The organism is Pseudoalteromonas sp. SG43-3 (assembly GCF_014164385.1).
In the GTDB taxonomy this organism is placed as follows: domain Bacteria; phylum Pseudomonadota; class Gammaproteobacteria; order Enterobacterales; family Alteromonadaceae; genus Pseudoalteromonas; species Pseudoalteromonas distincta.
This window is the reverse complement of sequence record NZ_JACJFC010000014.1, coordinates 52,274-70,195: the sequence shown is the minus strand read 5'-3', so window position 1 is coordinate 70,195 and position 17,922 is coordinate 52,274. Positions and strand designations below refer to the sequence as shown.

The window sequence follows — 17,922 nt, the reverse complement described above, 5'->3', positions numbered from 1 at the left end:
TTATTTCGACCAATACAAACGCATTGGATTATCAATTAATAACTTTTTCTGTAATTCAGCAGTAGGTGCAAAAAGTGGAATCATGTCCACTAATTTACCATCGTCAGGCATGTGGCTTTTCATATTTGGGTGAGGCCAATCTGTGCCCCATAAAACACGGTCAGGAAAACTTTCGACGACTTTGCGCGCAAAAGGAACAACATCTTGGTAGCCTTTATCAGGACCATCAATAGAAATTCGTTCAGGGCAGCTTACTTTAGACCATACATTTTCATTTTCGCGCATAAACTGTAAAAACAACGCAAAGTCTTCGCCTTCAACAGGTTTAGTAACATCTGGGCGCCCCATATGGTCAACGACTAATGTCGTTGGCAAACTAGTGAAAAAATCATAAAGCTCGGGCAAATCTTGGCTTTCAAAATAGATAACAATGTGCCAATTACGTTTAACAATACGATCAGCTATACGTTTTAACGAGTCAAATGGCAAGGCATCAACTAGGCGCTTTACAAAATTAAAACGTACACCGCGTACACCTGCAGCATGTAATTTATCAAGCTCGGCTTCGCTAATATCTTCTTTAATAGTTGCAATACCACGCGCTAAACCATTTGATGCTAAAAGCGCATCTACCATCGCATTGTTGTCAGCTCCATGACAGGTTGCTTGCACAATAACATTTCGACTAAATCCTAAGTAATCGCGTAAATCCCAGAGCTGCTGTTTTGATGCATCGCACGGTGTGTATTTACGCTCGGGCGCAAAACCAAACTCATTGCCGGGGCCGAATACATGACAATGCGCATCAACCGCACCTTCGGGTAACTCAAAACCAGGTTTTGATGGCGATTGATGCCAATGAAGCCAATCGGCATCCATTATAAATTTACTCACAAACCCATCCCTTTTAATTTGACGTCCAAGCGTGGGTATACGCGACGCGCATTCTCTTCAAAAATCGCTTTTTTGTCTGCTGCCGATATTTCTAATGTGTCAATGTAACGTTTAGTATCATCAAAATAGTGTCCGGTTTGCGGATCAATACCACGCACAGCCCCAATCATTTCAGAGCCAAATAAAATATTTTTAGTATCAATAACGTCTACTAATAAATCTATGCCTGGTTGATGATAAACGCAGGTATCAAAATATACATTTTTCATAACATGCTCGTTAAGTGGTGGCTGCTTCATCATATCAGCCAATCCACGATAACGCCCCCAATGATAAGGCACCGCTCCACCACCATGGGGTATAATAAACCGTAAATCAGGAAACTCGTTAAACAAGTCACCTTGTAAAAATTGCATGAATGCGGTGGTATCAGCATTCATATAATGCGCGCCCGTCGCATGAAAATTTGGATTACATGAGCCCGATACATGGATCATTGCAGGAACATCGAGCTCAACCATTTTTTCATAAAGTGGAAACCAACTCGGATCGGTTAACGGAGCTGAAGTCCAATGACCACCAGAAGGGTCAGGGTTTAAATTACAACCAACAAATCCTAATTCATTAACACAGCGCTCTAGCTCAGCAACTGAATTTTCAATTGGTACTCCCGGCGATTGTGGTAATTGGCACACTCCTATAAAACGCGTAGGGTATAAGTCAACAACTCGCGCTATTAAATCGTTACAGGCTGAGGTCCATTGTTTTGATACCTCCTCATTACCTACGTGATGAGCCATAGCCGATGCACGAGGTGAAAAAATAGTCATATCTAAGCCGCGTTCATCAAGTAATTTTAACTGATTTTTTTCAATACTTTCGCGAATTTCATTGTCCGAAATATAGGGAACGCCTGGAAGGGCTCTTCCCTCTTCAAATGCTTTAATTTGCGCTGCTCTAAAAAGCTGTAATGACTCTGGCGCTGTTGTGTAATGTCCGTGGCAGTCTATTATCATTGTGTGTCTCCTGCTGAGAGTATTATTGAAACTATCTTTTAGTAGTCGATCAAGCCATTGCTGAGCCGACCATTAATAAGCGCGCGGTTCTTAACAGCGCAGAACGATGTATTTTATAAGTGCTCAGTTGAGCGATACCTGATACCTGCATTTCAACAGTAAACTGACCCGTTGGATGCTCAACAACGATATCAAACTCCCCATCAATAAAGTTTTGGTTAGCATGCCTATAGGCTACTGTACCTTTTAAAACACATGCACTTGCTACGCTCACACTGCCTAACACCCCAATAGCCTCATGAACACGGTGGGGTATAAATGTTCGAGTGTTAATTACCCCACCATTTTTTGCAGGGCTTACTAAAGACATTTTTGGAATCGTTTTATTAGTTACATCCCCTAAATTCATCATCTTAGCCGCGATTAAACGAATAGCTTCAATCTTTTGCTTTAAATCGGTATTATCTTCGAGTGTATTAGGCGACTCATCACCCACTAAACCAAACTCGCTAGCATCTAAAATAACCACCGGCATGCCGTTATCAATACAGGTTATTGAATACCCATTAATTTCATCTATGGCATTACCCGTAGGAAAAAGTGCACCACAATTGGCACCCGCTATATCTAGAAAGTCGAGCGTAATAGGCGCTGCTGAACCTGGTACACCGTCGATTACGGCATCCCCTTCATAGCTTACTTTGCCATTAGGAGTTTGAACGCGTGCAACAGCTGAGGCTGCAGTATTTAGCATATGAATTCGTACATCGGTTGTTTTTTCTTTTGCATTCACTAAGCCCTGCTCAATTGCAAATGGCGCAACACCGGCGAGTAAATTGCCACAATTTTGTGTATCACTCACCACCGCTTTATCAACTACAACTTGTAAAAAAAGGTAATCCACATCAGTATTTGCTCGCATTGATTTTTCAACAATAGCCACTTTACTGGTGAGAGGATGCGCACCACCTAAACCATCAATTTGCCTTGTGTCAGGCGACCCCATTATGTGTAACAGTAATTCATCGCGCTTTGAGGAATCACTCGGAAGATCACTGGCTAAAAAATAAAGCCCTTTAGAGGTACCACCGCGCATAATTGAGCAAGGAATAGCCGCGTGCATTTACTTATCCTCACTTTGCTTTATATAAGTTAAGCCTTTAGCTGCTAAACGCTCGCGCATAGCATATATATCCAAACCTAACTCACCCGAAGCTAAACGCTTTCGCTTGTCTTCTTCGTTAGCAACACGTTTCAGGACTTTTTCATGAACCTCTTCACCACGACTTTGTTCAACAACAACAACGCCGTCATCATCAGCAACAATGATGTCTCCAGGTTTTATATAAGCCCCTGCGCACACAACTGGCACATTGACATTTGCAATGGTTTCTTTAACTGTACCTTGCGCATAAACATCTTTAGACCAAACCGGGAAGCCCATTTCAGTCAGTGTTGCGATATCGCGTACGCCACCATCAATAATTAAACCTTTAACGCCTCGCGCTTGTAATGAAGTTGCCAACAAGTCACCAAAAAAACCGTCAATACACCCGCTCGTAGGTGTAACAACAAGTACATCACCTGGCTGACATTGCTCTACAGCTACATGAATCATCCAGTTGTCGCCAGGAGCCACTTCACATGTTACTGCACTGCCAGCAATACGAGCAGAGCGATAAATAGGCTTCATATAGCTGGCTAATAAGCCAACGCGACCTTGTGCCTCATGTACCGTTGCAACTTCAGCATTTTGGTATTTTTCTAATATCTCTTTATTAGGGCGCGCTATATCTGTAATACACACAGCCATACTATTTACCTTATTTATAATTAAACGCTATTGATGCAATGAGTATATTGAAGTCAGCTATATAAAGAACTTTAAAAAGCTGTCAAAGGACATTAGTTTTTTCTATAGTGGTAGTAATCAAATATTAATGTGTGAGTTAAATAAAAATGAATTTTAACAATAGACATTTGTTAAGCGCCTTGTATATAAGGAACTTAATGTCGTTAAGCAAGGCAGCTAATACTGTTCACTTAACCCAGTCGGCACTCACCCAAGGCATTAAAAAACTTGAAAACGAACTTAATCAAGTCCTATTTATTCGGACCCACTCGGGGATGACACCGACGCCAAGCGGTATATTTTTTCTAAATCGGGTTGAACGTGCATTTGAGTATTTGGATGAATTTTCGAGAGTTATTTTTAATAATAAACATAAGCAAGATGCCTTTAATCGCTCTGTCACTTCAAAGCAATTAGTAGCACTCATACACTTAGTACAAATGAAAAACTACACCGCTGCAGCCAATAAACTTAATTTGTCGCAACCCACCTTACACCGCAGCATCAAAGATTTAGAGCAACTATGTAAAAAGGACCTCGCGGTACGTTCACCCGTGGGTATTGAACCTACTTGGACGGCAAACTTGCTAAATCGTTTTGCAAAGCTGTTTTTCTCTGAATTACGCCAAGGTATTTATGAAATGAGGGAGTTTAATGGACAAATGGATGGTGCTCTAAAAGTAGGTAGCTTACCATTGGCACGCTCAGCTATTGTGCCATTGAGTATTATTGCTTTAAATAATGAATTTCCTGATGCCCAGCTAAGTATTATAGATGGTCCATACCAAGAGCAGCTAGCTAACTTACTTCATGGTGAAATTGACATCATTGTCGGTGCATTACGCATCCCTGCTCAACATAATGATATTGAACAAATTCCATTATTTAAAGATCAACTTTGTGTTGTAGTAAATGCTCAACACCCTTTGGCAAGCCGCCAAACAATATCAACAAAAGAGCTCCAACAACTTGATTGGGTAGCACCTAACAAAAGCACACCCGCGTGGCAGGTTTTTAGTAACATATTTGTTAGCCGAGGTTTACCACCACCAAGCCATGTAATAGAGTGCAGCTCGCAAGTTGCTGCGCGCGGTATTTTATTAAACAGTTCTCGAGCGGCCTTGTTACCAGCCAAGCAAGTTGAAATAGAAGTACAAACAGGAATATTAGCTATCTGCCCGATGACACTGCCCGATACTGACCGTAGTATAGGACTGGCGATACGAAAAGACTGGCAGCCTACCCAAATGCAATCGCGTTTTTTAACAATAATTAAAAACAATACGCGCATGCTTTAATCGAGCTAGTTAATATTCGACTGTTGCTTGAATAATGTTGGGGTTGTATTAGTGGCTAACTTAAAAAAACGGCAAAAATACGCGCTATCTTTAAATCCTAAATGAAGCGCTATTTCGTCGATTGTTTGTGTAGTATAGATTAAACGTCGCTTTGCCTCAGTGATCAGACGTTGATGAGTAATTGCTTTGGGAGAATCATTTAATAAACTTTTACAAATACGGTTTAACTTTGAAGTAGATATATGTAGCTTCTCAGCGTAGTCAGGAATAGTCATATGTGAGGTATAATTTAGCTCAATTAAGCTTCTAAAATTAACGACTATTTCTGTTTCTCGACTGCGGGCGTTACTTGCCAAAAGAGTAGTGTTTTTTTGCCTAAAAATATTTAATAATATCAATTTTAGCAATTGCTCAACGGCAATAGGCGCACCTAATTCATTATAATTAATTTCATACATTAGCAGCTCTATGTAGTGCTTTAAATGCACTAAACGTGCTGCATTTTCAAACTCAACCGTTAATGGCTTTAATAACAATTGATTCAGGCTAGTCTCACCATAATTGCTTACTAAAAAACTGTCGTCTATTGAAATTACAAAGCCTTGTGTGCGTGGTTTAAAATGAAAGCCATGTACAACACCAGCCGGAATAATTACCCCCCAATCCCCATTCAGTTGATACTCTCTTTCATCTAACCTCGCAGCCCAAGAGTTATTAAAAACAATTACAATTTGAACTAACTTATTATGACGATGTGGTGGTATCTCCCATTTAAGCTCACTGCTTCGATAAGCTATATCTTCAACATGAACAGCACCTGGCTCTTGGCGAATAAACGGCTCTCCGTATAGGTCATAAAATGGAATTTTTTTATTCATGTGCACGTGTACTCAAATTAACTTTGACTCAAAAGTACAACAGATGACATCAATTGTGAATGGTTTAAACATTAACTAATAAGCAATATAAAAGAACACGATGTTTTCAACGAGTATAAAAATGCAATCATTAAAAACTAAAATAGCAATCATTGGCGCTGGACCCTCTGGATTGTTACTCGGTCAACTTCTAGCTAAAAAGGGGATCGATAACATAATTATAGAGCGCGCATCAGGCGAATATATTTTAGGTCGTATTCGTGCAGGTATTTTAGAACAAGGATTAGTGAGTCTACTAGCAGAAGCTGGTGTAGATGAGCGAATGAAAAAGGAAGGCCACATTCACGATGGCTTTGAAATAGCACATTATGGTCAACGTCATCGAATCGATATAAAGGCACTTACAAATGGCAGCACCGTTATGTGTTACGGGCAAACAGAAGTTACCCGTGATTTAATGCAAGCGCGCCAAAACATAGGGGCAACGACTTATTATGAGTCTAGTGATGTTGCCATTCATGAGCAAAGTTCGAACTCCCCATTTGTAACGTTTACACAAAATGGTATTGAATATAAATTAGACTGTGATTATATTGCTGGATGCGATGGCTTTCATGGCGTTTCTCGACAATCTATCCCTAAAGAAAAACGTAACGAATTTGAACGTATTTATCCTTTTGGCTGGCTTGGGTTACTTAGCGATACTCCCCCCGTTGCTGATGAGCTTATTTACTGTAAAACTAAACGAGGCTTTGCTTTAGCTAGTATGCGCTCTTCAACCCGTTCACGTTATTATTTACAGGTGCCATTAACTGATAAAATTGAAGATTGGTCTGATGATGAATTTTGGACTGAGCTTAAAAAACGCTTACCTGAAGACGTAGCTGAGATGCTGATTACCGGCCCCAGCATTGAAAAAAGTATTGCCCCTCTGCGTAGCTTTGTATGTGAACCAATGCAAGATGGACGCTTATTTTTAGTTGGCGATGCCGCTCACATTGTACCACCTACAGGCGCTAAAGGTCTTAATCTGGCAGCATCTGATGTATCCACCCTCAGCAAATTGCTAGATAAGACATACAATGGTGAGGAACCTGATGCGGTAGCCAAATACTCCGAAATAGCATTAAAAAGAGTATGGCACGCCGAGCGATTCTCATGGTGGATGTCAAACATGCTGCATGAATACGATGATGACAACATGAATGAAAACGAGACTAAAACGCTTGAACGATTCATGGCATCCGAACTTGATTTTCATCTAAATTATGAAGAAGGTAAAAAAGTAATAGCAATCCAATATGTGGGAATGCCATACGAGAAAATTTAAACAAGTTCCCTTAAAATAATAAGCTCATATGATATTAGTAACATGGGCTTTATTTATTAATATATACGATTAGTTAACTAACTTAGTTATATCGTTTAAACGCTTAACTATCTGATCGTTTTTGATAGCTTACCAAAACTGATTAAATTCAATAATTTCATTCTTTATCGCTGAAAGTAGTGGCAAATTTTGAGTAAAATAAGGTGATGGGTTGCCATATGTAACAAATTTAACCCAAGCAACATACATTTCAGTGGCAACATTTTATCTGGAGGTGATTTGCTGCTGAAATTTAACTTTCACAGAATCAAAACAATTGAATTCAAATTGTATAATATGCCTCCTAAACTTTTCCTTTTAAGCTATAAGCTATGTATTTGAATCGTTAAGGCCATGTCTGCTACCCAATAAATACGGCTTACCTAGCTGCAATTTTACTGAATCAATGAAATTTTTCGTAATAATTAAAAAGTAAACAGCAACGCTTTGGTCAGGGTTTGCGCCTTGATTTAATGCTATTGTGTGGTATTTGAGTTTAATTTAAATGGCACATATGCAGCTTTTAGCATACTGAATCAGCCTAACAGACGGACCAAATGGTTAATACATTAAAATCTAATATCATGCTTAAAATGCACTAAACATGCTTTGTTTAATTTTTTAATAAACACATATCAACACGCTCTAAAAATATAAATTTTAGTTATGAAAATTTAATATTTATGCCAATAAAAGCCCGTATATATACGGGCTCTATAAATGTTTATTGCCTAATTAGATTGGTTATCTCATTTAAGCGATTCTCAAGTGGGTCTTGTTTTACCTCACTTCCGTTCTCGTTAAATTCAATTATTCTATTATCTTTAGCATTGTAATTAGGCCAAGCAATGCCTTGCTTAGGTGACGGGTTGCTGTATTTAGCAAACCTTACCCATGCAGCGTGCATTGCACTGGCAATTTTAAAATCGTTTTGCGATGTTAACGGATTTTGCGCAAGTGTATTAAATACAAAAGGTATTTCAGTGGCATGGTATGCGCCATCAACTTTGCCTTTTAAGTGGCTAGGGACGTAATTAAAACGATAAAGCCATGTAGGCTGTTCACTCATACTCGCTTTGCTTGCAATATAGCGCGCAGGTTCTACAAAACGCTTATCACCGAATATCATAGAGCCTAGCAGTGGATAATTTTACTCCCCATTTTTAGCTAGCACAAATGGCGCATACGCTTTAGTAAACTGTACTCTATTGTTCACTGATTTGAGCGTTTCTGTGGCTATTGCAATAGCTCCTTGCGGATTATAGTCTTTTAAAAATCCCCACTCAAAATCCGTACTGCCAATAAAAAGTGGAACTTTTGTTTGTAGAGCTTGAGCAAACCCCTCCTCGTCACTTGTTAATACAATAGATGAGTCAATCATAGGCCCGCTGTAAGTAGGCGTATTTGCGTTCATCATATTCAAACCGCTCAATACCTTTTCTGCAGGTAAAGCACGTAGTTTTGCGAGTGCTTTTATATCATTGGTATTAATTCCCACACTTCTAGCAAATTGAATGCCAGCATCCTCCGCTGAAGGGTTACCTTTAGTGCCTTTTTTATTTAAGTATACGACCGTCTCTGTCGAATCACTTCTACCACCCCCTGATTGCACAATCGCTTTGTGAAAAAGCCCTTTAGATTGGGGCGATAACATATGAAAATTCACCGAGCGACCACCAGCTGACTCACCAAAAAGTGTTACATTATCAGCGTCTCCACCAAAATGGGTAATGTTATTTTTAACCCATTTTAGGGCCGCGATTTGATCCATTAAGCCGTAATTTCCAAGCGGTGTATTTTTGCTTTGTTCACTCAACCCAGGATGAGCAAAGAAACCAAAACGCCCTAAACTGTAGTTAAAACTAACAAATACAACGCCCGATTCGGCAAACGACTGACCACTATAAATAGCCGCTGACGAACCACCATTGACAAAGCCTCCAGCGTGTATCCACACCATAACTGGGCGCTTTTGGGTGATATCTTGTGCTGGTGCCCATATTTAAGTAAAGGCAGTCTTCACTCAATGAGCCTTTTAGGGGCGCCGAATCACCAGGAAATGTGGTTTGCATACAGTCAGGGGCATATTGAGTTGCATCAAGCACGTCTCGCCACTGAGTCGCACTTTTAGGTCCCTGCCAGCGTAAAAACGTGTAACTTTATCGTCCTAAATAGCTAAATTTAGGACGATAATTTTTTAGTGCCTACCCAACTAATCTATAACCTACCGCTGGCTCAGTTAAGATATGAATAGGGCTTGCAGGGTTTACCTCAAGCTTTTGTCTTAGTTGCGCTACATGTACACGAATATACTCAGGTCTATTAATGTATTGCTCCCCCCATACCTGACTTAAAATAGCATTATGAGTAAGCACTTTATCTTTATTTTGAAATAACATAAGCAAAATTTTATATTCTTTATTAGTGAGCTTTACATCGCTACTGTTAAGCGTAACTGTGTGCTTATGCGGATCTATAATGATGCTACCGCATTGCAGTGCCAAACTCGGCTGTGTATTTACTCTTAGTAGCACACGCATTCTTGCCAGAAGTTCGTTTGCACTAAAAGGTTTGGTTATATAATCGTTTGCCCCATTATCAAGGGCTGTAACCTTTTCCACCTCGCCATCGCGAGCCGAAAGCACTAATATTGGTATTTGGCTCCATTGTCGTACTTCAAGTAACCAAGCTTGTCCATCCATATCAAGCAATCCCAAATCAAGTAACACTAAGTCAAAGCTTTGCTCACTCATTAATGAAAAACCATCAAGCCCTTTCGCACTAATTGATACGTTATAGCCACTGGCACCTAGTAATGTTTTTAAAAAACTTTGCAATGCAGGTGAGTCTTCTAGCACCAATACATTAATCATTCTTTGCACTCCAGCTAAGTATTGCTGTGGCTACTTGGGTCAGCTCATCAATAGCTAATACAAATTCGCCTTGATGAAACTGAGCAACTACATCGCAAATTACGCTACCAAGCCCAACTCCTTCATCCGAACTGCTTGGATGAGTAACTATGAGATTGCTTACGGCTATTTTATAGTGTGTTATATTAGCAATTCGCTCAGTATTAAAGTCCACTGTCGCCGCTCCATCACCGTAACGTGCCGCGTTTTCGAATATATTCGCAAGCGCGATTTCTAAAAGTGTTATATCACCTATACAACAAGTGGCTTTATCAAAGACTAACGCTAAGTTAAAACCACTTAATTGCTGCTGCCTGCGTGCTTTAGCCTCAGTAATAAGTGTATGTACGTTTATAGCTTGCCATGCTAGCTGCTCTCCTATTTTATTTACCCGGCTAAGCTCCATCACTTTATTAAAATGCTGATTTAAGATTTCACTTTGCTCATAAATATTTTTTGCTTGTTCTGTAATTGATGCCTTACTCAGCTCAATATTTTCGTCAGCTAACATGCTTGATGAGCCCATAATAGTAGCCAAAGGCGTGCGTAGATCATGAGATAAACTACGCAGCAATGCATTTTTAGCACGTTCTAACTCTGCTTGTACTTTCATCGATGCCGACTGGTTTCTAAGATTTGAGTTTTCGTGGACCTGAAACAACAAAGACAGTGCCGTATCTATAAATGCACGGTTTTCAGGACTAAGTTCGGCATCTGCAATAAAGCCGCCCCATTGTGTGTTTTGTTCGATATTAAAGTACTCTCCATTATCCATTGTATTATTGTTCCAACGAAGTGTAATACCTAGATGGTTTTTAATCGATATTGTAAATACTTGGCGCTGAGCGTTTATATCATCAAGCCCATTAAGCGCCTTAGCTAACTCATATAAACATCGTGTATTGCTGGCATGTAACTGGGTATCACGAACGTTTTTACTTAGCTCGCCCGCCAATTTGCTTATCATCAAGCCAACTATAAGCATGACAGTAAAAGTGACTAAGTATTCAATTTTTTCGATATGAAATGTAAAGTACGGCAGTACAAAAAACCAGTCGGTACATGCCACACTAACTAACGTTGTAATCCCCGCTAAGGCGGCATTTTGACGCACCGCAACCCATGCTACCCAAAGTAATTGCAACATCACAATGTCGGTGGTCGTTAGCCACTCTCGAACTGGAAAAATAGCCAGCACAATAAAAATAGGCGCAATTGTTGTTAATAAAAGCGGCTTAAGCCATTTATTAATACCCATTTGTGCACTCCCATAAAATTCTCTTTTTATAGGTTACTGCTTTTTAATACGTTGTGTATAAAGTTTTTATAAAGATTTTTGGCTGTAGTGTTAAATGTTTATAAAGCTTAATTGATATGGGGTGACTCTTTTTTAAAATTCCATAGTCTTTGCTATGTAGTATTTTTTAAATAGGAACGCACATGGCACAGTTTGCAGTAATTGGATTAGGTAGTTTTGGTGTTACCGCCTCGCTTGAGCTTGCTAATCAGGGGCATCACGTTTGCGCAGCCGATATAAGCGAAAGCACCATTAACACGTTTGCTAATCAGTTAAATTACACTGTCATTTTAGATGCTAGTGATGAAACACAGCTTGCTCGACTCGACTTAACCAGCTGCCAAGCTGTATTAGTTGCAATTGGTGAAAACATAGAAGCGAGTATTTTATGCGTGCTGCATTTAAAAAACCTTGGTGTTAAACAAATATGGGTTAAGGCGTGCTCTAAAAGTCACCATCAAATTTTAAGTAAACTTGGCGTATCTCGTATTATTCACCCCGAAGAAGAAATGGGGATCAGAGTAGCACATGCACTTAACTACCCTATGGTTAACCAGTACTTTGCGCTTACACAATCTACATTTATTGTTGAGCTTGCCATAGATTTACATTTATCAGGGCGCAATATTGGCTGGCTTCTAAAAGAGCGTAACTCAGATATAAAACCGCTCACCTTACGCCGAGATGATAATTTCAATACAGACCTAACACTCGACACCGAGTTACGCCATGGTGATAGCCTTGTATTACTGGGCTCTAAACATTACCTAACAAAACTCACTAAACGGTTTAAAGCTTTATGATTAACTGGCAAGCACACGTACTTCCAAAGCAATTTAATCGCCGTTTAAAAAATTTCAAAAGGCCTGTTAACCCCCCTTTAATTTTAACTGCTGGTTTTTTTGCTCTCATTATTTTAGGCACTTGCTTATTACTATTACCTTTTGCAAGTGTTGAATCGCTTAGCTTTATTCAAGCTTTTTTTACTGCATCCTCTGCGGTTACAGTTACAGGCTTAGTTGTTATTGATACAGGTACTGCGCTAACCACATTTGGGCAATGTGTTGTTATGGTACTTATTCAAATTGGAGGAATCGGCTTTATGACCGTAGCCGTTATTTCATTTTTAAGTATTGGTAAAAACTTAGGATTAAAACAACGTTTACTTGCAAGCCAAGCATTCGATACAAGCGATTTAAATGGAGTGATCCATGTGGCTAGATGTGTAATAACTTACTCGCTAATAATTCAGACTATAGCATTTTGCTTACTTTTTATTAGCTGGGTAGATGACTATGGTATTGCGGGTAGCGCCTATCAAAGTCTATTTTATACTATTTCGGCTTTTAACAATGCCGGGTTTGCACTCGACAGTAATAGCTTAATGGCTTTTAAAAGTGATGTATCTGTTAATCTTATTATCAGTGCATTATTTATAATCGGTGGCTTAGGGTTTACCGTTTTAATAGATATATATCAACAACGTCGCTGGCATAAATTAGCAACTAATACACGTATTGTATTAATTGCAAGTGCTGTAATAAATTGCAGTGCATTTTTGCTTATTTTTTTATTTGAATATTCAAATCCAGCCACACTTGCCAACCTACCTATTAACGAGCAAGTAATTGCTGCTTGGTTTCAAGCAGTTACACCACGTACTGCAGGCTTTAATACTTTACCTATTAGCCAGCTCAGTTCCGACTCGACATTGCTTACATTGTTATTAATGGTAATAGGTGGCGGTTCGGTAAGTACAGCAAGCGGCATTAAAATAGGAACTTTTGTTATTTTACTACTTGCTATGTATAGTTATTTACGCCAAAAACCACAGGTAACCATATTTAACAGAGAGCTAAGCGACAAACTTGTGATAAAAGCATTGAGTGTTGTAATTTTATACTTATTTACGGCTTTTTTAAGCATCATGATTATGAGTAAAATCGAGCAAGCGTCTCTTTTAGATATTACTTTTGAAGTAATTTCGGCATTGAGCACTGTAGGGTTATCTCGTGATTTTACTAGTAATTTAAGTATGCCAAGCCAGCTAATAATAATTTTACTTATGCTGATTGGCAGAGTAGGTCCACTGACATTTGCTTATTGTTTTGCAAAACCTAAATTACAACCTCTTAAATTTGCTAAAACAACCATACAAATAGGGTAACTATTATTAAGGCCACTTAGCCAGCATAATTTATGTAAGGTACTATTGCGGTGCAAGTTAGAAAATTAATGACTCCTAAATATAACTTTATCTATTAGGAGTCTTTTATAGAAAAATAAAGATGAATATAAGCACTCTTTTTCATTATAGGTATGAAAATAAATAAAATAAGCGCCAAACTATTACAATAGTTTTGGCGCTTATTAAAGGGGTAATATTTACCCTTTCATTTGTTCAAGCTCTTTGCCTTTGGTTTCGTGTAAAAACTTAAATACAAATATTTTTCATGATGTTGATATTGCCCCTGAAGGCAAAACACTACAAGAAAGCCTCGATTACGTAACGCACATAACTAACATTATCTAAAAAGAAATGCAGCGCACTGGTGTAAAGCCACTGTGGGGTACTGCTAACTTGTTCTCAAACAAACGTTTTTGTGCCGGTGGTGCAACAAACCCTAATCCTAATACGTATGCATATGCAGCAGCGCAAGTTAAACATGCAATGGAAATTACGCATCGTTTAGGCGGCGAAAACTACATACTTTGGGGTGGTCGTGAAGGTTACGACACACTACTAAATACAGATCTTGCGCAAGAAAGCGAGCAGTACGCACGCTTTTTGAAAATGGTTGTAGAACACAAGAAAAAAATTGGTTTTAAAGGCACATTATTAATTGAGCCAAAACCACAAGAGCCAACTAAGCACCAGTACGATTACGATACAGCAACGGTTGCAGGCTTTTTACACAAGCACGGCTTACAAGACGAAATTAAAGTAAACATTGAAGCAAACCACGCAACACTTGCAGGTCATAGCTTCCACCACGAAATTGCCGTTGCTTGCGCTAAAGGTATTATGGGTAGTATTGATGCTAACCGTGGTGATATGCAAAACGGATGGGATACAGATCAATTCCCTAACGATGTAGCTGAGTGAACACTTGTCGTTTACGAAATTTTAAAGAATGGCGGTTTTACAACCGGTGGCTTTAACTTTGATACTAAACTTCGTCGTCAATCGTGTGAACGCGATGATTTATTCATCGGTCACATTGGTGGTATGGATACGATGGCAAAAGCATTACTCAATGCAGCAGCAATGATTGAAGGCGGCGAGCTTTCTGACTTTGTAGAAAAACGTTACGCAGGTTGGAAAGAAGACCTAGGCCAAAGCATTTTAAAAGGTGAACAATCACTTGAGAGCCTTGCTGCGTTAGTACACGAAAACGACATCTATCCTAAGCAAGTTTCTGGCCGACAAGAGCTGCTTGAGAATATTGTTAACCGCTACGTATAAGGACATCTCCTCGGTTTTAAAGCCGAGGCGTACATCATTATGAACTTGTTAGAACAACTCAAAAAAGTAACCACGGTCGTTGCCGACAGTGGCGATGTAGAGTCAATCAAAGCCCTACAACCGGTTGATGCAACAACCAATCCTTCGTTAATTTTACAAGCTGCAAAATTACCTCAATATAAACACTTAAATAAGTTTTTCACATATATAAGATTGTTATATCTGATAGTTTTTAAATTGCTCCCACACAGCCTCTGCTACAGGCCCCAACACTTCTCCCCTTTTCTTAATAATGTAATATTTTAGAGGCGTTATATTTTGCACATCACTAAGTGACAGCATTTTCAGAGTATTATTTGCAATACCTTCATCAGCTAAATAACCTGGTAATTTGCCCCAACCCATTGCACTTTCGATAAGCATTTTTTTAGTTGGAAAGTCATTTACATACCATCGTCGCTGACCTTGCTGAACACCCCACTCTATGTTTTTTGAACCAGTGCCTGAGTCCTGCACAATTATTTGGTATTCGTTCAACAAATCAGTGGCTTGCCTTAGGTTTGGATTTCGCTTTAACAACAAAGGGGAAGCTACATTGATTAATGAGCCGCTATTTAACAAATGCTTTTCAATTTTCTCTTCTTGTGCAGAAAATTCCATTGTTGGTGTTATACACAGATCGGCACCGCCATCAAGTAAGGCTTCAATTGCACCTGTTATGTACTCTTGCCTGATTATTATTTGAGTTTCAGGGAACTGATTTTGCATATTTTTTAGTAATGGTAAAATACCCTTTAAATTAAATGATGCTTCAATTGCAATCGTTATACTTACCTCGTTCCCCTGTGCTATGTGGTGTGCAACTTGTTTAAGTTGTGCTGCATCATCTAGCAATTTCATAGCCTTATGAAACATAGTTTTTCCTGCACTGGTAAGCTCTAACCGATAACCATTACGACTAAATAAGGCAAAGTTAAGGGTATTTTCTAGTTGCTTAATGCCTTGGCTTATAGCTGGTTGAGTTTTGTGTAAAAGAGCACTTGCTTCACTCAATGATCCAACCTGAGCAACAGTAACAAACATACTAAGCTGTTCTAATTTCATAATTTACGCCAAACATGTAAAGCTAAAGTTTATATCTTATAAAAAAACATTCAATATTAATTAATAAGAACTGTGATTATTCTAACGTCAAAAGCTAAGCATCTGCTTAAACCACTCTTATTAAAGTTGGGAATAACATGAGCACAAAAGTAAAAAGAATTTTTATGTATACATCACTAGGATTAACAACACTTGCCTTTATAGCTGCAGGCTCTGCAAAACTAGCAGGAGTTGAGCAAATGCACTTATCTTTTGCTCTTATGGGTTTACCTGCTTGGTTTGGCTATTTTATTGGTGCAAGTGAACTTGCGGGTGCTATTGCTATTTGGATCAAAAAACTAAGCATTTTAGCTGCAAGTGGTTTGTTAGTTATTATGGCTGGTGCAACATTTTTTCATGTAGTTTACGACAGTGTTGCCAATGCAATACCTGCCGTTATTTTATGTGCTTTATTAATTAATATCATAATTAACCGACTCAATGATATAAACGCCTTAGATAGTAAGTAACCTAGAGCTATTTTCAATACAATGAATAACGATATATTCGCTTCTATCGTTATTCAAACCCTCTTTTACAAAATGACTAATGCTTTCGCATCTCTCATTTAGGATAAAGATAACAAACTCGATCTCTAAACAAACAAAGGCTAAGGTTGTTTTATCCATTAAATTTTAATTTTGAGTTCATACCCTGTATTTAATAATTAAATATACGACGTACTAAAGTTTATTACTTGGGCTTTTAATATGCCTAATTAACTAAGGTGTAAAATATGAAAAAAACATTTTTAGGCATTTTCTCGATTACAGTAATAACTTACTTACTGAGCGGCTGCACAACATCAAATAACGGTAATATTACAAAATTGAGTGAAGATAAAATAAGTACTAGATTAAATAAATTACCTTCCTCGCTAACCTCTAGTGATTTGTTCAATACCACTGTTATTGAACCCACTCAGCTATTTGATAACCTTTATTTTGTAGGATATGTCAGCGTAGGTACTTTTGTTATCACTACAACTGAGGGCATTATTTTAATCGATACCATGTGGACCCCGCACGATGCCAAACATGTGATTGTTCCTGGACTAAAAGAGTTAGGCTTAAATCCTGAAGATATTAAATACGTGATAGTTACTCACGGCCACAGCGACCATTATGGCGGCGCTCACTACTTTGAATCACATTATGGCGCTAAAATTTTAATGAGAAAAAATGAGTGGGACTACATCCATAATCCAAATGCACCTGTATTAACTGATCCTTTCGGTAACTTTTCTACCGAAATACCATTACCTAGCACTTACACCCAAGTTATCGATGGCGAAAAAATAAGTTTAGGTAAAACTAATTTAACTGTACTTGCTACACCAGGACATACGCCTGGTGGGTTGTCTTTGATAATACCTGTTACAGATAATGGCATACCTCATACAGTTGCACTTTGGGGAGGTACCGGTTTACCGGATACTAAAGAAGCAAATCAAACTTATTTGCACTCTTTAAATTATTTTCAAAAAATTGCAAACAAAAACGATGTTGATGGAAGTATCTCAAACCACCCGTTTTCACATGATCTAATTAATCAAATTAATACATTAAAAAATCGTAAATCTGATCAACGAAACCCCGTGATAACCGGTAATAAGGCATTTAATGAGTACATAGACGATGTATTGCGAAATAACGTTCAAAAGAAACTTTCGTCATTTGAGTCAAACTAATATAGCTTTTCACGCACCGGCGTTATCGTGCTAATGTATTTATAATGACGGTATATGTCGCTTTAAAGCGATACTCATTACTAATATAAAAGCATAGTGCACTTCTT

The 17,922-nt window shown here is 38.5% G+C and carries 15 protein-coding genes and 2 pseudogenes; 8 read left to right on the top strand and 9 right to left on the bottom strand.

Annotated features, from left to right (window positions below; all coding sequences use genetic code 11):
• From H5157_RS13760 to H5157_RS13745, 4 genes are read right to left on the bottom strand one after another with little or no spacing between them, the layout of a single operon-like run.
• On the bottom strand, positions 1–894 hold the full coding sequence (locus H5157_RS13760) for an amidohydrolase family protein (protein ID WP_310736087.1): 894 nt from the start codon (positions 892–894) through the stop codon (positions 1–3).
• Entirely contained in the window at positions 891–1,910 is a 1,020-nt protein-coding gene (locus H5157_RS13755; RefSeq protein WP_182724890.1) for an amidohydrolase family protein, read from the bottom strand. The genes H5157_RS13760 and H5157_RS13755 overlap by 4 nt, the downstream gene beginning before the upstream one ends.
• A 49-nt stretch (positions 1,911–1,959) precedes the next feature.
• Positions 1,960–3,033 carry a 4-oxalomesaconate tautomerase gene (locus H5157_RS13750; protein WP_182724889.1) on the bottom strand — a complete coding sequence of 358 codons (1,074 nt, stop codon included), beginning with the start codon at positions 3,031–3,033 and terminating at the stop codon, positions 1,960–1,962.
• Positions 3,034–3,723 (bottom strand): 4-carboxy-4-hydroxy-2-oxoadipate aldolase/oxaloacetate decarboxylase, encoded by a 690-nt coding sequence (locus tag H5157_RS13745; protein WP_154903784.1) that lies wholly within the window; start codon positions 3,721–3,723, stop codon positions 3,034–3,036. It lies immediately after the preceding gene.
• 197 nt (positions 3,724–3,920) lie between these two features.
• Here H5157_RS13745 and H5157_RS13740 point away from each other — a divergent pair, with 197 nt between their 5' ends.
• A complete protein-coding gene (locus H5157_RS13740; RefSeq protein WP_259399363.1) occupies positions 3,921–5,060 on the top strand; it encodes a LysR family transcriptional regulator in 1,140 nt (379 codons plus the stop codon).
• Between the two features lie 5 nt (positions 5,061–5,065).
• On the opposite strand, the gene H5157_RS13735 is transcribed toward H5157_RS13740, so the two are convergent.
• Positions 5,066–5,938, bottom strand: a complete 873-nt coding sequence (locus H5157_RS13735) for a helix-turn-helix domain-containing protein (protein WP_182724887.1) — start codon at positions 5,936–5,938, stop codon at positions 5,066–5,068.
• 121 nt (positions 5,939–6,059) lie between these two features.
• On the opposite strand from H5157_RS13735, the gene pobA reads away from it, so the two are divergent.
• Positions 6,060–7,268: a 4-hydroxybenzoate 3-monooxygenase gene (gene pobA, locus H5157_RS13730; RefSeq protein ID WP_182724886.1), complete on the top strand. Its 1,209-nt coding sequence runs from the start codon at positions 6,060–6,062 to the stop codon at positions 7,266–7,268.
• A gap of 763 nt (positions 7,269–8,031) precedes the next feature.
• Here pobA and H5157_RS13720 read toward each other — a convergent pair.
• The 3 genes and pseudogenes from H5157_RS13720 to H5157_RS13705 form a co-directional block, all read right to left on the bottom strand.
• Positions 8,032–9,412, bottom strand: a pseudogene (locus H5157_RS13720) (carboxylesterase/lipase family protein).
• 99 nt (positions 9,413–9,511) lie between these two features.
• Positions 9,512–10,180: a response regulator gene (locus H5157_RS13710; protein ID WP_154903778.1), complete on the bottom strand. Its 669-nt coding sequence runs from the start codon at positions 10,178–10,180 to the stop codon at positions 9,512–9,514.
• Positions 10,173–11,477, bottom strand: a complete 1,305-nt coding sequence (locus H5157_RS13705) for a DUF4118 domain-containing protein (protein ID WP_182724883.1) — start codon at positions 11,475–11,477, stop codon at positions 10,173–10,175. The genes H5157_RS13710 and H5157_RS13705 overlap by 8 nt, the downstream gene beginning before the upstream one ends.
• 182 nt (positions 11,478–11,659) lie before the next feature.
• Between H5157_RS13705 and H5157_RS13700 the strand changes: the two genes are divergently transcribed.
• The 4 genes and pseudogenes from H5157_RS13700 to H5157_RS21105 all read left to right on the top strand — a co-directional run bounded on the left by H5157_RS13700 (position 11,660) and on the right by H5157_RS21105 (position 15,288).
• Positions 11,660–12,319, top strand: a complete 660-nt coding sequence (locus H5157_RS13700; RefSeq protein WP_024596486.1) for a TrkA family potassium uptake protein — start codon at positions 11,660–11,662, stop codon at positions 12,317–12,319.
• Positions 12,316–13,683, top strand: a complete 1,368-nt coding sequence (locus tag H5157_RS13695; RefSeq protein WP_101163049.1) for a TrkH family potassium uptake protein — start codon at positions 12,316–12,318, stop codon at positions 13,681–13,683. Before H5157_RS13700 ends, H5157_RS13695 begins: the two co-directional genes overlap by 4 nt.
• A gap of 282 nt (positions 13,684–13,965) precedes the next feature.
• A pseudogene (gene xylA, locus H5157_RS13690) lies at positions 13,966–14,982 on the top strand (xylose isomerase); the annotation flags it as partial.
• A 36-nt stretch (positions 14,983–15,018) separates the two neighbouring features.
• Positions 15,019–15,288 carry a transaldolase family protein gene (locus H5157_RS21105; RefSeq protein WP_371544056.1) on the top strand — a complete coding sequence of 90 codons (270 nt, stop codon included), beginning with the start codon at positions 15,019–15,021 and terminating at the stop codon, positions 15,286–15,288.
• Here the strand turns inward: H5157_RS21105 and H5157_RS13680 are convergent.
• Entirely contained in the window at positions 15,199–16,086 is an 888-nt protein-coding gene (locus H5157_RS13680; RefSeq protein ID WP_182720886.1) for a LysR family transcriptional regulator, read from the bottom strand. The two genes, H5157_RS21105 and H5157_RS13680, sit on opposite strands and share 90 nt — an antisense overlap.
• Before the next feature lie 164 nt (positions 16,087–16,250).
• Here H5157_RS13680 and H5157_RS13675 point away from each other — a divergent pair, with 164 nt between their 5' ends.
• Positions 16,251–16,595: a DoxX family protein gene (locus H5157_RS13675; protein WP_259399362.1), complete on the top strand. Its 345-nt coding sequence runs from the start codon at positions 16,251–16,253 to the stop codon at positions 16,593–16,595.
• 266 nt (positions 16,596–16,861) lie between these two features.
• Entirely contained in the window at positions 16,862–17,815 is a 954-nt protein-coding gene (locus H5157_RS13670) for an MBL fold metallo-hydrolase (RefSeq protein WP_182724882.1), read from the top strand.
• Positions 17,816–17,922: the final 107 nt, after the last annotated feature.

What these genes read in the sequence shown, in the direction of transcription:
- H5157_RS13755 (WP_182724890.1), bottom strand. Translation starts at nt 1,910, where the DNA reads ATGATAATAGACTGCCACGGACATTACACAACAGCGCCAGAGTCATTA.
- H5157_RS13750 (WP_182724889.1), bottom strand. Translation starts at nt 3,033, where the DNA reads ATGCACGCGGCTATTCCTTGCTCAATTATGCGCGGTGGTACCTCTAAA.
- H5157_RS13745 (WP_154903784.1), bottom strand. Translation starts at nt 3,723, where the DNA reads ATGGCTGTGTGTATTACAGATATAGCGCGCCCTAATAAAGAGATATTA.
- H5157_RS13740 (WP_259399363.1), top strand. Translation starts at nt 3,921, where the DNA reads ATGTCGTTAAGCAAGGCAGCTAATACTGTTCACTTAACCCAGTCGGCA.
- H5157_RS13735 (WP_182724887.1), bottom strand. Translation starts at nt 5,938, where the DNA reads ATGAATAAAAAAATTCCATTTTATGACCTATACGGAGAGCCGTTTATT.
- pobA (WP_182724886.1), top strand. Translation starts at nt 6,060, where the DNA reads ATGCAATCATTAAAAACTAAAATAGCAATCATTGGCGCTGGACCCTCT.
- H5157_RS13710 (WP_154903778.1), bottom strand. Translation starts at nt 10,180, where the DNA reads ATGATTAATGTATTGGTGCTAGAAGACTCACCTGCATTGCAAAGTTTT.
- H5157_RS13705 (WP_182724883.1), bottom strand. Translation starts at nt 11,477, where the DNA reads ATGGGTATTAATAAATGGCTTAAGCCGCTTTTATTAACAACAATTGCG.
- H5157_RS13700 (WP_024596486.1), top strand. Translation starts at nt 11,660, where the DNA reads ATGGCACAGTTTGCAGTAATTGGATTAGGTAGTTTTGGTGTTACCGCC.
- H5157_RS13695 (WP_101163049.1), top strand. Translation starts at nt 12,316, where the DNA reads ATGATTAACTGGCAAGCACACGTACTTCCAAAGCAATTTAATCGCCGT.
- H5157_RS13680 (WP_182720886.1), bottom strand. Translation starts at nt 16,086, where the DNA reads ATGAAATTAGAACAGCTTAGTATGTTTGTTACTGTTGCTCAGGTTGGA.
- H5157_RS13675 (WP_259399362.1), top strand. Translation starts at nt 16,251, where the DNA reads ATGTATACATCACTAGGATTAACAACACTTGCCTTTATAGCTGCAGGC.
- H5157_RS13670 (WP_182724882.1), top strand. Translation starts at nt 16,862, where the DNA reads ATGAAAAAAACATTTTTAGGCATTTTCTCGATTACAGTAATAACTTAC.